Source organism: Rhodococcus sp. B10 (assembly GCF_011770055.1).
Lineage (GTDB): Bacteria > Actinomycetota > Actinomycetes > Mycobacteriales > Mycobacteriaceae > Rhodococcoides > Rhodococcoides kyotonensis_B.
The window spans coordinates 306891-322461 of record NZ_JAAFYV010000001.1 but is presented as its reverse complement, the minus strand read 5'-3'; the positions used below and the strand labels follow the sequence as shown (position 1 = coordinate 322461).

Annotated in this window: 15 protein-coding genes; 7 read left to right on the top strand and 8 right to left on the bottom strand. The window is 62.7% G+C overall.

Annotated features, from left to right (window positions below; all coding sequences use genetic code 11):
- Positions 1-143: 143 nt before the first annotated feature.
- On the top strand, positions 144-779 hold the full coding sequence (locus RhoFasB10_RS01185; RefSeq protein WP_206030356.1) for a TetR/AcrR family transcriptional regulator: 636 nt from the start codon (positions 144-146) through the stop codon (positions 777-779).
- A 47-nt stretch (positions 780-826) separates the two neighbouring features.
- Here the strand turns inward: RhoFasB10_RS01185 and RhoFasB10_RS01180 are convergent, their stop codons facing one another.
- The gene (locus tag RhoFasB10_RS01180; RefSeq protein WP_206030355.1) at positions 827-1990 is read right to left on the bottom strand and encodes an MFS transporter; all 1164 of its coding nucleotides are present in this window, start codon (positions 1988-1990) and stop codon (positions 827-829) included.
- 204 nt (positions 1991-2194) lie between these two features.
- Here RhoFasB10_RS01180 and RhoFasB10_RS01175 point away from each other — a divergent pair, with 204 nt between their 5' ends.
- The 4 genes from RhoFasB10_RS01175 (at position 2195) to RhoFasB10_RS01160 (ending at position 6384) form a co-directional block, all read left to right on the top strand.
- Positions 2195-3085 carry a LysR family transcriptional regulator gene (locus RhoFasB10_RS01175; RefSeq protein WP_167674728.1) on the top strand — a complete coding sequence of 297 codons (891 nt, stop codon included), beginning with the start codon at positions 2195-2197 and terminating at the stop codon, positions 3083-3085.
- A 297-nt stretch (positions 3086-3382) separates the two neighbouring features.
- Positions 3383-3535, top strand: coding sequence for a hypothetical protein (locus RhoFasB10_RS01170; protein ID WP_157105438.1), 153 nt, complete (start codon positions 3383-3385; stop codon positions 3533-3535).
- A gap of 160 nt (positions 3536-3695) precedes the next feature.
- The gene (locus RhoFasB10_RS01165) at positions 3696-5192 is read left to right on the top strand and encodes an MFS transporter (RefSeq protein WP_068431872.1); all 1497 of its coding nucleotides are present in this window, start codon (positions 3696-3698) and stop codon (positions 5190-5192) included.
- Between the two features lie 148 nt (positions 5193-5340).
- The gene (locus RhoFasB10_RS01160; RefSeq protein WP_068431869.1) at positions 5341-6384 is read left to right on the top strand and encodes an NAD(P)-dependent alcohol dehydrogenase; all 1044 of its coding nucleotides are present in this window, start codon (positions 5341-5343) and stop codon (positions 6382-6384) included.
- A gap of 12 nt (positions 6385-6396) precedes the next feature.
- On the opposite strand, the gene RhoFasB10_RS01155 is transcribed toward RhoFasB10_RS01160, so the two are convergent.
- The 3 genes from RhoFasB10_RS01155 to RhoFasB10_RS01145 all read right to left on the bottom strand — a co-directional run bounded on the left by RhoFasB10_RS01155 (position 6397) and on the right by RhoFasB10_RS01145 (position 7728).
- On the bottom strand, positions 6397-6675 hold the full coding sequence (locus tag RhoFasB10_RS01155) for a helix-turn-helix domain-containing protein (RefSeq protein ID WP_068431866.1): 279 nt from the start codon (positions 6673-6675) through the stop codon (positions 6397-6399).
- On the bottom strand, positions 6672-7076 hold the full coding sequence (locus RhoFasB10_RS01150; protein ID WP_114329879.1) for a VOC family protein: 405 nt from the start codon (positions 7074-7076) through the stop codon (positions 6672-6674). Before RhoFasB10_RS01150 ends, RhoFasB10_RS01155 begins: the two co-directional genes overlap by 4 nt.
- Positions 7077-7152: 76 nt before the next feature.
- Positions 7153-7728, bottom strand: a complete 576-nt coding sequence (locus tag RhoFasB10_RS01145; protein WP_068431860.1) for a dihydrofolate reductase family protein — start codon at positions 7726-7728, stop codon at positions 7153-7155.
- 959 nt (positions 7729-8687) lie between these two features.
- Between RhoFasB10_RS01145 and RhoFasB10_RS01135 the strand changes: the two genes are divergently transcribed.
- Positions 8688-8858, top strand: coding sequence for a CsbD family protein (locus tag RhoFasB10_RS01135; protein WP_068432087.1), 171 nt, complete (start codon positions 8688-8690; stop codon positions 8856-8858).
- Between the two features lie 99 nt (positions 8859-8957).
- A complete protein-coding gene (locus RhoFasB10_RS01130; RefSeq protein ID WP_114329878.1) occupies positions 8958-9227 on the top strand; it encodes a DUF1049 domain-containing protein in 270 nt (89 codons plus the stop codon).
- 28 nt (positions 9228-9255) lie between these two features.
- On the opposite strand, the gene RhoFasB10_RS01125 is transcribed toward RhoFasB10_RS01130, so the two are convergent.
- From RhoFasB10_RS01125 to RhoFasB10_RS01110, 4 genes are read right to left on the bottom strand one after another with little or no spacing between them, the layout of a single operon-like run.
- Positions 9256-9963, bottom strand: coding sequence for a TetR/AcrR family transcriptional regulator (locus RhoFasB10_RS01125; RefSeq protein ID WP_206030354.1), 708 nt, complete (start codon positions 9961-9963; stop codon positions 9256-9258).
- Between the two features lie 25 nt (positions 9964-9988).
- Positions 9989-11515 carry an FAD-dependent monooxygenase gene (locus RhoFasB10_RS01120; protein WP_167674726.1) on the bottom strand — a complete coding sequence of 509 codons (1527 nt, stop codon included), beginning with the start codon at positions 11513-11515 and terminating at the stop codon, positions 9989-9991.
- Positions 11516-11547: 32 nt separating this feature from the next.
- Positions 11548-13239, bottom strand: a complete 1692-nt coding sequence (locus RhoFasB10_RS01115; protein ID WP_167674725.1) for an AMP-binding protein — start codon at positions 13237-13239, stop codon at positions 11548-11550.
- A gap of 2 nt (positions 13240-13241) precedes the next feature.
- The gene (locus tag RhoFasB10_RS01110; protein ID WP_167674722.1) at positions 13242-15563 is read right to left on the bottom strand and encodes a hydantoinase B/oxoprolinase family protein; all 2322 of its coding nucleotides are present in this window, start codon (positions 15561-15563) and stop codon (positions 13242-13244) included.
- Between the last annotated feature and the right edge of the window lie 8 nt (positions 15564-15571).

The following is a 15571-nucleotide window of genomic DNA, read 5'->3' as shown; positions in this document are numbered from 1 at the left end:
ATGCGAGGCGCGATGCTCGCTTTTCGCATTGCGACATGTATCGAGTTACTGACTGTTAACATTGAAGCCGCCTGCGGCTGTCGATGCGAGATCGCACAGGTGCGGTGGCTTCAGATCCGACGAACGGTGGTTAACGTATGAGCATGACTGACGCACGGGATGCGAGGATGGAACCGGCAGCGCGCCGTACTCGCCGGGAGGCCCTCTTGCGCGTTGCTGCCGACCTGTTTCTACACAACGCTTACGATTCGGTGACCGTGGAAATGGTGTGTGCCCAGGCCGGCATCTCGGGGCCGGGACTGTACCGCCACTTCCAGAACAAGCAGGCATTGCTCATCGCCGTGGTGGAAAACCCTCTCGAATTTCTCCAGAAATATGCGCGTGAGACAGTCGAATCGGTATCAGAACCGCGCGACGCGTTGGAGGCCTTGGTCGATTTTCATATCCGGTCTGTATTGTCCGCTGCGCCGACGACGCTGATCTTTCTCAAGAACGAGCATGCATTTCCTGAAGTGGACCGTCGTCGTATCCGCCGCGCTATGAACCAATACGCCGAGGAGTGGATTTCGATCGTTGCACCGTTGCGTCCGGACTTGTCCGAGCCCGAGGTTCGACTTCTGACGCATTCGGTGTTCTCGATGCTCAATACGCTTCCTACGCTCAACCGAGGGTTGGATCAAGACGCCACTATCGCGACCATGTCGAACGCCGCGCTCCAGGCGTTGACGGCGCCGCGGCCGACTGTTCGAAGCGTTCGAACAGACTCGACCAGCCCATAGCGCAGTGCAACCGCTGACCGATCGACAGGTCGATGAGTCCTCGGCACCTATTTCGAGCGGGCGACGAACGTGCCACGCGTAAACCAAGCAACCGTCGACAGCAGCACGAGTACCACTCCCACGAGAATTGAGATAGCCGTCGAGAGCGCGACGAAGTGTGTCGTGACCCCTACGCTCAATACCGGCAAGCTCAGGCCCAGATAGGACACGAAGAACAGTCCAGCGAGCGCCTCGCTTCGAGCAGCGGGCACTGCCATCGCTGCCACAGTGGCGACCGAGCTCTTGAACAGAATTCCGGCCCCGGCACCCGCGCTGACACCTCCAACGACGAAGACGACAAAGTGCTGGCCCGCACTGCCCGCCATGATGGCCGCCATGCCGGCCATCATGGCGCCCATTCCCGACCGTGCTTTCACATGGGGCGACAGGCGACGCGTCGATGTTCCCGATAGCGCAGCAGCCCCGAACACCAGGAACAGGATCAGACCGCTGAGCATCCGAGACGTTTGGTGCAGGGTTCCCGCAACGAATCCCGTCGCGACAGAGGTGAACAATCCGATCACGGCGAATGACGCAAAGCCGATCGTCGCGGCGGCGATGTAGCGCGGCCGATCACCCTGACCGACACCGATTCGTTGCGGGCGATATGCGATGCGCACGGACGGCGCAACGGTGGTCTCGGGAACGATGACGACCGCAACGGTTACTGCCGCCAGCGCTACCGCAAACACGACGTAAGGTGCCTGCAGGGGCGCGTCGGTCCACTGCGACAGTGCCCCCGCAATCAGCGGGCCGACCCCGAGACCGCCGATATTGGCAAGGGTCGAAACATTGTCGAAGCGGTGGCTCGGCCGATCGGGACGGTGTCGAGCGTGCAGTTCGTACAAATACGCCGTTGCAGTGGCAGTCAGAATCCCGATGCCCAGACCCGTCACGAACCGGGCAATCAGAAGCACAACCAGTGAGCTGCTCGTCATGAACAGGACTGCCGCACCCAACTCCAGTAGCAGTGCCGGAATCAGGATTTTCTTACGCCCCACCAAGTCGGATACGTGGCCGACCAGTAACAGGCTGAACACCACCCCGAGGGCATACACCGCGAAAACGACAGTCACGGTGAATGTCGAAAGCAAGTTGAGCTGTTGATAAATCGGGTAGAGCGGGCTAGGTGCTGTGGAAAATGCCATTGCAGTCAGAAATGCAACCGCCACGATCCAGAATCCGACGCCGTGGCGGCGATTTTCGCAGCGGTGTGCATGCCGCGCAAAATCTGAGCTGTTTCTATGCGAGATCAATGAATGACTCCGATGCGAGATGTGGAAGAAGGTTCGACGAGAGAATTCTCTCCGTCGACACAGTTCGCAGTCCAACATGAAAAGCAGCTCGAAACTATCGCGAACGGAGATTCTTGTTCAATGGAGCTACGTCATCTCGAGTACTTCGTCGCAGTTGCCGACGAACGGAATTTCACTCGCGCCGCCGGCCGACTGCACATCGTGCAGTCGGCCGTCTCGGCAGCGATCAAAGCGCTAGAGCGCGAGCTCGGGGCGACCCTGCTCGATCGCAACTCCAAGCGCGTTCTACTGACCGATGCTGGTGCGGCACTGTTGCCGCGGGCACGGGCGGTGCTCGAGGCTGCTCGGTCTGCGCGGGAGGTCGTCGATGAGGTCAACGGCGGGTTACGCGGTTCTCTGCGTATCGGAATCATCGGATCGATCACTCTGTACGATCTTCCCAAACTACTCGGCCACTACCACCGTCGTTACCCACGCGTGCGGCTGTTGACCAGGGCCGCCCCGTCAGGGACACAGGGTCTTCTCGAAGCAGTCGCGGACGGCAGTCTCGACCTGGCATTCGTGTCCCAACCGGAAGAACGTCCAGCGGGTGTCGTCCTACGCAGTCTCGCGTTCTCGGTGTTGGATCTGGTGATACCGCACGAGTATGTACTCGACGGCAGCAACGGAGCTTCGATCGCTGACCTGGCCGGGCTCGACTTCATCGACGCCCCAGTCGGATACGGCACCAGGACGGTGATCGATCGCGCCTTCGATCACGCGGGGATACAGCGTCGTGTCAGCATCGAGATAACCGATCTCGCCGCCGGCGTCGACTACGTCCGCCATGGCCTCGGAGTCGCGCTGTTGCCGCGCTACATCCTCGACGCCGTCATCGACCTACCTGTCGTCCCCGTAGTCGACGCCGATCTGACTCTCGCCCTGTCCGTAGCTACATCGGCTGTGCGGCCTACCACCACGGCGGTCGAAGCGTTGCTGGAACTCGTCGAAGACACAGAACGCGCCACCTAGCCCATGCAAGCACGAACACCCAAAGGCAGGGCAAGCTCGGCGCACGTCGACGACTGCGTGGTCGGGCGACCGAGACGATTCGACAAGCAGTTAAGGATATTTCACGGTATCGTCCACGACACTCTATCGCTGCTCGTCGGTCACGCAACGCGGCCTGTCGATGGCAGCGCGAAATGATGCACTCCACTGTGGATTTGAATCCGACGCTACCGGTACACGACGCGTACTCCAGGTGTTGACAAGATCACACCACCAGATCTATGTTAATTTTGACTCACATTCAAGGAGTTGTCTGGCATGGTCACCATCGCCCTACGTCGCAGCGCAAGTCGCACGCGCTACGTCAAGCTCGGGTCTGGTGTTGCAGAACTGCCGCCCGACGAACAGAACACGGGTGTACCGCAAACGTCGCCTGCTACAGAGCTTTTCGTCCTCGACGTCGTTACTTGACGTGGCAGGCGGCACGCGTCGCGTGCACGAACTCGGGCGATTGCGCGCCACCGAACAGACTCATGGATTATCTCTTCCCACAGCAAACTCTACCGGCGTCCATTCCGACGGCCAGCGCAACGATGCGCGGTCTGCCATCTCCCTCCTCGAAGGAGCGCTCATGCGCTTGAACAGAACTCGCATGTCACACGCACAGGTACGAACCAACGCCACCGCCGTCCTCGCTACGTCGATTGCCTGTGTGGCAGCCTTCAAAGGACTCAACGAGTCGGTAACACCTCCAGCGCTCCCCGTTCTGCAAGAAGAGTTTCAGGCTCCTGCGTCGACCATTGCGTGGGTGCTGACGGGCGTACTGCTGACCGGAACGATCGCTACCCCCATTGTCAGCAGACTCGGGGAGGTTTGGGACAAACGACGGGCACTTCTCGTCGTGCTGACCATCGTGGCGCTCGGCACGTTGACGTCTGCCCTGTCGTCGTCGATCAGCATGCTGATCGCCGGCCAACTCCTGCAAGGTATCGGCCTGAGTACCGTGCCCCTGGCGATCGGCATCATCCGCGACACGCAAACCGAGTCCCGCACCAAATCTGCGAACGGTTTCATGGTTGCAGCAATCTTCGCCAGTACCGCGGCCGGGACGATGATTGCCGGACCGATAGCCGACTACCTTTCTTACCGATGGCTTTTCTGGGTGCCGTTCGTTGCCTTGACGTTGTGCTTCGTAGCCGTGTGGGTCTTCGTACCGCGTTCGCCACGACTACGCAGTGGCGAGCGGCCGAGTCTCGATGTCGTCGGCAGCCTCCTCCTGGCGGCGGGGCTCGCATGTGTGTTGCTCGCCTTGACGTTCGCCCCGCAGTGGGGGTGGCTGTCGCCGAAGTTCGTTCTACTGACCGCCGCTGGGCTACTGGGTCTCCTCCTGTTCATCCGTCGAGAACTCACCGTCGATCAACCCCTCGTCGACATTCGCTTGATGGGAAGCCTCACTGTCGTGGCGGCGTCGGGGATGATGTTCCTCGCCGGGTTCTCGATCAATGCCACCCTGATCAGCGTTCCGTTGCAGATGCAGCTCCCGGACTCGGTGTCTCACGGATTGGGCAGGTCCGCGACGGCCACCTCACTTGTGCTCGTGTCGGCTATGTTGATGGGACTGACCGCCCCCCTGATCTCCTTCCTGGACAGGAAGGTCGGACCACGATTCGCGTCCGCCATCGGACCGATCGCGATCATGTTCGGTGCGGCAATCATGATCGGCCTGGGAGAACGCGGCAGCATCGTCACCATCTTGGCGGCGGCGTTGTTCGTCAATTTCGGGATCAGTGTCTCGATGACTCAGTCGCTGAACCTGGTTGTCAGTGGCGTACCGGCTGAAAAGGTGACCGAATTCAACGGGCTGAACTTCGCCATTCAAGCCGTTGCGGGAACGATCGGCGCCCAGGTATGCGGAGCCGTTCTCACGGGAGGCTCGGGCGACGACGGTGCGACGCTGCCCTGGAGCGCATTTTCGACCTCGTGGGCGGTTCAAGCGGTCATTGCAACTGTCGCGCTACTGCTGGTTTTGGCCGCTCGAACCAGGCCACGAACAAGTCAGGGCCCGGCCCCGGTGCTTCCCCGGGAGGCCGCGCGGGACGCAACGTCGATCACCCCGTCCGAAAACTAATGCACGAGAACGAGTCACGCAGATCAGTGCACGCGTACCGGGGTTTCGGTCAGCCGCAATACCCGCCGACACGACCCCTGCGCCACGGAGGACCGCGGCACGGCGTCACGGGCATCTCGTCGACAGCGCTCGACCCGAAGGAGAATAAGTGAAAGCCCTGCAGTACCGCGTCTTCGGGCACGTTCCGGAAGTGGTGGACATTCCGACACCCGATCCGCAACCGGGACAAATTCGCCTGAAAGTGACAGCAGCTGGCCTTTGTCATTCGGACCACGTTGTCATGAACACACCAGAATCGGCTTTCCGCTTCGGCCGACTACCGCTGACGCTCGGCCACGAAGGAGCAGGCGTCGTCGATGCTTTGGGCGAGGGAGTCGGCGGTGTCGGAATAGGCGATGCGGTGGCCGTCTACGGACCGTGGGGCTGTGGTCTTTGCGTGAAATGTGCTGTGGGAAAGGAGAATTACTGTATCCATGCACGATCTTTGTCCATCCGCCCTCCCGGGCTGGGTTCTCCCGGGGCAATCGCCGAGTACATGATCGTCGGCGACGTTCGCCATCTCGTCCCTCTCCACGACCTCGACCCTGTAGCGAACGTGTCGCTGACCGACGCCGGCCTGACTCCCTATCACGCAATCAAGAAATCGATTCCCAAACTCACCGCCGGAAGCACAGCTCTGGTTATCGGGGTGGGGGGTCTGGGCCACGTCGCCGTCCAGATACTGCGGCAGCTGACCGGCTCGACGGTCATCGCCACCGATCTGACCGAAGCGAAACTCGAACTGGCCCTTCGACACGGGGCACACCACGCCATCCAGAGCGATCACGAAGCGATAGCGACCATCCGTACGCTGGCCGGGCCCGCAGGGGTTCAGTCGGTTTTCGACTTCGTCGGGAGCCAATCAACCGTCACCACAGCCGCAGCGGTAGTAGGCGCCGAAGGCGACGTCTCCATCATCGGCATCGGCGGGGGAAAGTTGCCGGTGGGATTTCAGACCACAGCGTTCGACGTCGATGTCAGATCACCGTATTGGGGAAGCCGAAGCGAACTGATCGAAGTCTTCGCCATGGCCAGACGCGGCCAGCTGCAGGTCGAAGTCGAAACATTCACGCTCGACGAAGCCGCCGAAGCGTATGACAAGCTCGCGCGTGGACAGATCAATGGACGCGCGGTCGTGATCCCACACACCTGAAATTCGATAGACCTAGAGGTCGGCCGCCCAACGTCCGAGCGCATCGATGGCCTCGCGGAGGTCGTGTCCGCGGTCGGTGAGTGCGTAGGCCCGTGTGTTGTGCCGCAGGGGTAGACGGGTGAGGACGCCTGCCGCTTCGAGCTCGCGCAGGCGGGTTGCGAGCATGTTCGTCGGCACTCCGAGGTCACGTTGCAGGTCGCCGTATCGCTGGGGCCCGTCTAGCAGCCGCTCGACGATCAGCAGCGCCCACCGCGCTCCTACGACGTCGAGGGCGGCGGCGAGGTCGCTCATGCAGTCGTGTCGACGTCCGGCTTCATCCAGAACGGCGAGTAGTGGTAGCCGTCAGGGTCGTCGAACTGGCGTTGGTACATGAAGGGATAGTCGTCGGTGTCGCCGATACGCCCGCCCGCAGCGGCGGCACGTTCGACGAGTGCGTCGACTGCCTCGCGACTGTCGAGGTCGAAGGACACCGTGACTTTCGAGGGTGTGGAGGGTCCGCCGATCAGCTCTTCGGTGCCGCCGACGCTCGCGTACATCTCGCGGCTGCCGAGCATGACGTATTGCTCGGGTGCGATCGCGAAGCAGGACACGTTGTGATCGGACATGTCGGCGTTGAGGGTCCAGCCGAGTGCGGTGTAGAACTCGGTCGCGCGTTGGACGTCGTCGACCGGGCAAGTGATGAACAGGCTCATGCAACGTACACTTGCAAAATGCAAGTGCGTAGTCAAGGGCAGCGTTGTGCGCCCAAGCCTTCTCCGCCTCGACCCGTCAGCGAACGACGTCGTACACGACTTTGACGACCCCGTTCGAGTAGGCCTCGGATTCGCGGAGTTCGAGGCGCTGCTCGGGCCGGCTCTGATGGCTGAACAGATTCTTGCCTGCACCGAGAACGACCGGAAACACCAACAAGTTGTATCGGTCGATCAAGCCGGCGTCGGCGAGGCTGCGAGCGAGTTCGCCGCTGCCATGGACGAAGATTGCTCCACCATCCTGTTCCTTCACCGCGGCGACCTCCTGGGTCGACCGCAGAACAGTGGTGTCACCCCAGCCGTCGATCAGCGCGGAATCCTCGAGTGAGGTGGACACCACGTACTTGGGAAGCTCCTTGTAGGCGGCGTGGTCCTCCGAGTCGACCCAGATCGGAGCGAATGCCTCATAGCTGTTGCGGCCGAACATCAATGCTGTCGTATCGGCGAGTTCCTCGCCCTTGAGGGAGAACGCTTCGGGAACGAACGGCGTGCGGACGACCCAGCCGCCACTGGGGTGGCCCTCCGATTCACCACCGGGGGAGTCGACGACTCCGTCGATCGACATGAAGCCGGTCCACACCAATTCACGCGCCATCTGCTGTATCTCCGATTCGGAATTCTGAACGATGCCGCATCCTGGACGGCATCGAAGGGTGGGATTGGAACACCGGTCAACCCTAGCGGGGCCTGGCTCGAAATGTCCGGTACGTGACGATTGCTTACTCCTCGGGTCGACGCCAGTCATCTCTAGGTGCATTGTCGGACCACAACGGGAGGCGAGAGATGAACGGTGATGTGCGAAAAGATCGAACGTGACCTACGTTCGGCCCGAGTGCCGAACAGGTCGATCCGATAGCGAAGCGGGTCGACCGCTCGCAGGTCGTCGGCGTTCGTATGAAGCACGTTTTCGACCTGGCGAAAGCGAATGCGCACCTCGACCTGGAGACCGTACGCGATCTGCTGCGGTCGAGGTGGTTCGAATCGAGGATGGTCGCCGTGAGCATTCTCGACGCCCGCGCCCGCAGGAAAGCCCTAGGCGATCCCGAGCGAAAGCATCTGTACGAAGACCCCGCTGCACGTCTTGTCTCGATCAGCGAATCTGTGGGAGCGGCGCACGCAACACCGTCAGTCGGCCCCATTCCCGTTGACGTACAACGATTTTCGCAGCCTCGGCCGCGGCTGATGCTGGGACCCCAGTCCTTCCGGGGTGCACGTGGACCGGCCCGCCCGTCCGTCTTCGACGCTGCTCAGGCCGCCCATCTTCAGAGAGCCTGAGTCGTGCGTGCGCAATACCAGAACCCCGCCGATCGTGCACGCTGTGGCAACACTCCGACATGAGGACCCGGACCTTCGGGACTTCGACTTACTCGACACGTTCTACAGCCAAAGGCGCCGGTAGAAGGCCGAATTCGAATCGGGTATTCGGCAGGCCAAGGCCGGCGGATGGGCGATCCAACTGTGAGGTAGATCACAGATGCGTGCCGTTTGTTTTCGGGCGTGAGAACCGACTACTTACTGCAACTTTTGATCACGCTCAACGAGAAGGTGGAAGACATGAGCTTTGTCGACAAGGCCAAGAACGCAGCGGAAGACGCCCTCGGAAAGGCCAAGGAAGTCGTCGGCGACATCACCGACAACAAGGACCTCGAAGCCGAGGGCAAGGCCGATCAGGGCAAGGCGGGAGTGAAGAAGGTCGGCGAGAACATCAAGGACACGTTCAAGTAAAACCGCCCTGCCGCAATCACTGCCTGGCGTGTTCGGGGCCGCCGACCTGGTCGGCGGCCCCGCTCCCGCAACCATTCACTTCTACCGTGAGGACCGAACATGACTACCGCCGATTCCACTCCCATCGCACCCGCCCGCCCGCGCCGCCGCGGCGGATTCGCAGCCAAGCTGTCGCTGATCGTGGCTCTGGTGTTCACGATCGCCCTGGTGATCTTCGTGCTGCAGAACACCGTGCACGAGAACGTCAATTTCCTCGGCTGGAACTTCGGCCTTCCTCAGGGAGTGTGGCTGTTGGGCGCTGCCGCAGTCGGATCGATCATCACCCTCGCCGCCGCAGCCTCGCTACGTGTGCGCCGGGCGGTGCGTTAGACACGCGAGCCGCGCCCGGAGCAGCTGCTCAGTCCTTCAGGAGCCTCTCGAGATAGTCGAGGTCCTGGCGGAGCATGGCGATCGCTCGCTCCGGGCCCTCGGGCGCCGACGGTTCGCCGTCGTTCTTGGCGACGGTTCGGATGGCCATGTCAGCGAGATGCGTTGCTACCGAACGATCGGCGTCGGGATCGCCGCTTTGATGCCACCAGGCAACCCAGTTCAGCATGCCGATGATGCCCAGGGCCGCGGTGCGAGGGTCGACGGGCCGCATCTCGCCGGTCTTGATGCCACGTTCGATGACGAGGACGAACTCTTTCAACACGTGCCGTCTGCTCTGCTGGTACTTCCGTGAAATCTCTTCTGGCAGGTCGGCTTCCGATCGGATGATCAGTTTGAAGCGATCGGAACTCTGCGCCTGGTTGAGCGCGATCGCGGTGGCCATCTTGCGCAATTTCTCGGTGGGGCCGAGATCCGTTCTTTCGTTGATGTCGTGCAACACCGCGGCAGGTGTCTCGGTGCTTTCGCTGACGAGCCTCGCGAGAAGTGCGTCCTTGTTCGCGACGTAGTGATACAAAGCAGGCCGCGTGAGTCCGGTGGCGTCGGCGATGTCCTGCAGCGTGGTGCTGGCGAAGCCCTTCTCCGCGAACAGCCGCGTCGCCTGGTCGAGTATTTGATTCTCGACCAGCTCGCGACGCGGGTTGCGCGCGGATCCCCGGGATGCGTCCTCGCGTGTCATTGTCGAAGGATAACCGTCGCCAAAGTCACGACTCCACCGACACGAGGTGCGTGCGCGCGCTGACGAGCCCTGCGACAGCGTCGGACGTGCAGGTCGACGGGACGGCGACGACGACGAGAGCATCGCTGCCACGCATCATCCGCTCGGCCACGTCGAGCCGCGTGAGGACAGCCGTCCGGTCGGGCGGACCCGTCAACCACACGGTGGCACACGCGCGAGCCTCGTCGACGAGCGCCGTGGCTTTCTCGTTCCATGCCGATTCGACGTCGACGGACAGCACGGCCGTGGACGGCTCGTCGCGCAAAGACGCTGGGGCGTATCGGGTGTCGAATGTGCCTCGACGGTGTGCGAGTGGACGGTGCAGAACCCAGTCGGAGATTTCCTCGGGTGGCTCGACATGGCCACCGATGTTCGCGTAGCTCGCAATACCGTTCCACGCGACGTCGGGTGCGGATTCGAGAAACCGTTCCAAGCCGACCTTTCCCGCGCGAGTCATGTAGGCAACCATCAGTTGCTCGACGGGCAGGTCCATGCGCTGGGGGAACGACTCCCACCAGTGTTCGCTGCGACGCGCGATTTCCTGGAGGTGCCGCACATCCGGGCGACGAACACGCTCGTACTCGGTGAGTGCGTCGTCGATGGAGTTCGCAGAGGTCAGAGCGGCGTCGAGCGCGATGGCGTCTTCCATGGCCAGCTTGGTGCCCGAGCCGATCGAGTAGTGCGCGGTGTGGGCGGCGTCGCCGAGAAGGACGACGTTTCCGACGGACCAGCTGCGGCAGGAGACGGTCCGAAATCGCATCCACCGTGTTCGGTTGCCGATAAGGCTGTGTCCCTGCAGCGTCTCGCGGAACGCGGCTTCGAGGTACCGTAACGACGCCTCGTCGCTGTCGCCGGGCTCGACGGAATCCGCGGCGTCGAATCCTGCTCGACGCCAGGTTTCTTCCTCCGTTTCGACGAGGAACGTGCTGCGATCGGACGCATACGGATAAGCGTGTGCGACGAACGTCCCGTGCTCGGTCGTGACCGGGACGAAGATCGCGCTCGGCAGCGCGAAATCCGTTCCACACCACAGATAGAGCCCGGAACCGGTGGAGATGTCGGCTCCGAAAGCGGGCTCGCCGGAGCGCGTCGCACTGTTGATTCCGTCGGCCGCAATGACGAGGTCGACGTCGAGCTCCTGGGCATGGCGGCGTTCGCCGAACTCCAGACGTACCCCGGCGTCCCTCGCTTGGTCCTGCAGTACGGCCAGTAGGGTCGTGCGTGCAATCGCGAGGAGATCCCCGTGTGCAAGGCGCGCCGTCCGGTCTCCCACCTGCAACGACATCTCGTGCGAATAGGCCTCGGCGACAATGGCATCGAGCGATGCCGCGTCGGCTGCGCGAAGGTTGCGCTGAGTTCGCGATGCGAGACCGACGCCGAACCCGAACGTCGAGTCCGGCGCGCTCTGTTCGTAGACGGTGACCTCTGCGTCGGGGTTGGACAGTTTGAGCAGTCGTGCTGCGTAGAGGCCGCCTGGCCCCCCGCCGATGACTGCGACGCGGTCGAGTTTCATGGATACTCCAGTGTTCGAACGTGATACCCGGTCTACGAGGTGGACCCGGGCGTGGTTTCGGTCTGCACCTTCGCAGCGATGTCCATCCGAAGCCGTTTCTTGTCGATCTTGTTCACGTTGGTTCGGGGCAACGAGTCGAGCCATTCGAGGCGCTCGGGCCACTTGAACTTGGCGACGCCGAGCTGGGTCAGATGGTCCTGGACCTCGGTGAGCGTCAACTCCTGTTCTGCCGCAACGAGATATGCGCACGTCTTCTCGCCGAGACGCGGATCGGGCATCGCGACGACGGCCACACCCACGATGCCGGGGTGTCGAAGCAGGAGAACTTCGAGTTCTTCGGCGTTGATCTTCTCTCCGCCGCGGTTGATCAGGTCCTTGATGCGGCCTTCGATCGTGACGAACCGCTGGCCGTCGATCACGGTGACCGATGCGAGGTCGCCGGTGCGGTAGAACCCGTCGGAGGTGAATGCCGTCCGATTGTGTTCTGGCGCTGCGAAATAACCGGCGATGGTGTACGGACCCCTGCAGCTCAGTTCGCCGACCTCCCCGTCCGCGAGTTCGGTCTCGGTGCCCGGGTCGAGAATGCGCACTTCGTCGTCCGGTGAGACCGGTGTGCCGACGGTTGCGATGCGGGCCTCACGTGGTGCGTCGACCGGCGTGACCGTGAACAAGCCCTCCGACATTCCGAAAAGCTGCCCGGCCCAGTGGCTTTCCCCGTCGTCGACGCGGTCCATCAACGCATTCGACACCTTGGCCCCGGACAGGATGACATGTTTCAGTGCGCCTCGCACCCTGTCGAAGTCCGGATCGAGCACGGTCTGGTAGTGACCGTGGCCGATCAAGACTTCGGTGGCCCGTGCGGACTCCATGAGGTCGAGTGCGGGTCCGGGGTCGGCCGTTGCCAGAACGAGGCATGCTCCGACGGCGTGCGATGCATGCAGCCCGCACGAGATACCGGCGTTGTGCACGATCGGAATCAGGTGCGCGACCCGGCTGTCCATCGTCCATTCGAGTCGTTGCGCATAGAGCAGTGCGTTGTTCCAGTACTCGGCGTGAATGCGCGGAATCACCTTGGGGACACCCGTCGTTCCGCCGGAGAGCTGAAAGGCGACGACGTCCTGGGGGTCGGTGTCCGCTTCGATCGCTTCGACCGCCGCCCTGGCGTCACCCGGGTCGATTCCGTGTCCGAGATCTTCGAGACGCATTTCATCGCCACTGTTGCTTCCCACCGTGATGACGCGTCGCACGGTCTCGCTGCCCGACGCGTGCTCACGGGCGAACTGCACCAGGTCGAACGACGGCAATTCTGCCTCGACGATGTGCAGTGCAGCGCCGACGGTCTTGCTGACGTGGCCGATCTCGTGCATCCGATGCGCGGCCAGCGTGGCAACCGGCACCAGGCCGGCTTTGATGCACCCGTACCAGGCGAGGACGGTCTCGAGGCGGTTGGTGATCTGGAAGAGCACAGGTTCGAGTCGCGTGAATCCCAACTGCATCAGACCTGCGGCGATCGCGTCGGTGCGACGGTCCAGTTCGGCGTAGGTGAGCGAGCCTTGGGCCGTGACGAGAGCCTGCCTGTCGGGGTACCGCAGTGCAACCTCGTGGAACCGCCTGCCCGTAGGGAGGTCACTCCACGAACCGCTGTCGCGGTAGCGGCGTGCGCGCTCTTCCGGATAGGGCACCAAGTGCCCACCCCAGTCGAAGTACGTCTGACTCGCTGCCATCGTCATCTTTCTGCCACCGCGGGAAGAAGCCGGGACATCTCGAGCGAGTGATCGGGATGGTCGGCAGGAACGATGCCGGAGTAGATGGCGGTCCAGCATCCCGGGCAGCAGAGCTGACGGAACACGATCGGAGTGTCGACGTACTCGGAGGCGTCGGACGTCACCTGCGGCCCTGCCTCCGAGGACGGTCCTTCGTAGCGAGCCAACTCCAGTGTGCCGTCGTTCTTCTCGTCGCCGAGGAGGCGTCCGCAATGGGCACACGCGACGACGCGGACGTCGGCGACGGTGATCTCGGCGAGATTGTCGTCGAGACGGCGCGCGAGCGTCAGATCCATCGTGGGGGCGTCGCCGTGCGTCGTGGAACGGGCTCGACGCTGCGCGAACATCTCCCGGCGCCGATCGGCCGTGGCCGATTCGTCCACGGCACCGGCGTCGACGACGACACCGTAGACGGCCGACGCGCCCTCTTCGGTGACCTTGCCTTCGCGGAGGTCGACGACCACCGCAGCCGGATCGCGACGCAGCGGGTCGCCGTATCCGCCGCCGCCCTGCCAGTGCATGTACAGGACTTCGCCTGGCGCAACGTAGCTTTCGGCATAGCAGGGGCCGAATTCCTGGCCTCCCGCGACTTCGTCGAGAGTCGACGGAATCCTGCCTGCCGCGAATTGCTCGTTGATGTCGGTGCCGCGCGCCAGGATCTCGAGACCGGTGTTGCCTGGGTAGCCGCCTGCGAGACCGTTGTTCTGTGCCACGGCCTTGCCTGCGGAGGCCAGGACGAGACCCATGGGGAGCGACGTTCCGTAGGGTGTCACCGCGAGCGACGCGCTGACACCGCCTCGGTGGCGTCCCGGGCCGCCGGAGTCGGGCTCTTCGCGACGCCACAGCGTCAGCAGCGGGTACAGGAACTCGGTCATTTCGGTGTCGGGGATGCGGCCCATCGGGATGCAGAAGAGGCCACCGGTATCCATGCCGTCGGCTGTAGGTTGCGCCCCGTACCCGCCCGCCATGGGCTCCATCATGATGTTCAGGAACGGGACCGGTTGTTCGGCTCGTTCGTCCAGGCCGGCGATCACAGCGGTGTCCCATGTGCCGCAGCATGCGGCCTGCACGCTCTTGCCCAGGTCGACGGACCTGTCGAGCATCTGTGACAGGCATTCGGCGATGAGGTTGCCGGTCAACCAGGCTGGTCCGATGGGGCCTCGGCTGACGGCAGCGGGGAAGCTCGCGTTGTTGATCGTGCCTTCCTCGGACACCAAGTCGAAGCAACGCATCAGCCCGCCTGCCGACCACGGGATGTCACCGGCCAGGATCGGGAGCAGGGCGAGCATGACGCCGCCGCGCATACCTGCGTAGGTGCAGTTGATGACGCCGGTCTGCTGGTCCGTCCCGGTGAAGTCGAACGTCAGGTGATCGGCGGTCTTGGTCATCGCGACGGTGATCTTGTGGACGTCGCGATCACCCACGCTCGACTGGTCCTGGTAGCCGGTCGCCTTCCACGTTCCGTCGGGAAGCGATGAAAGCTTGGTGCGGAGGCGCGATTCGGCGTCGGTCATCATGCGCTTCATGACGGCTTTGACGGTATCGGCGCCGTACTGTTCGATGACGGCGAGCATACGGTTGCGTCCGACGGTGTTGGCGCCGATCTTCGCTCGCAGATCGAGGCCGACGAGCATGGGCACTCGTGACCGCCTGACCCACAGGTCGGCGATGTCACGCTGAAGTTCCTGTCCGCGAACCACTTTGACAGGTGGGGTCGGAAGTGATTCGGAGAAGACGTCTTTCGCCGACGGGTCGAACGATCCGAGGCCGGAGCCACCGAGGTCTGGTTCGTGGCAGATCGCGCTCGTCCATGCGAACAGCTTGCCGTCGTGGAAGATCGGCTGGTAGACGATGACGTCGCTCTGATGCAGTCCGCCGCCGACCCACGGGTCGTTGCAGAGGAACATGTCGCCCTCTTCGATGCCGGGATTGGTGGCTCGGTTCTGTAGCGTCCAATAGATCGCCAAGTCCACGGCCCCGACGAGCATTGTGTTGTACAGACCGACCTGAACCTCTTGTCCCACTTCGTCGCTGATGGCGAAGTCGAAGTCGTTCGCATCGGTGACGATGGGGGAGCCGGACATACGCTTGAGTGCCTCGCCCATCTCGTCCGTCACCGACCACAACCTGTGCCGTACGACCTCGTACGTCAGGGGATCGAGATCGTCGATCTGCTCCTGAGTGACGGTATGGATCGGCAGGTTCGGCGGAAGGGAACGGGACAAAGCATCGGGGTCGACGGGTCGACTCGAGAACACTTCCGAGCCGGGAATCGCTGATGTCATGGGAATGC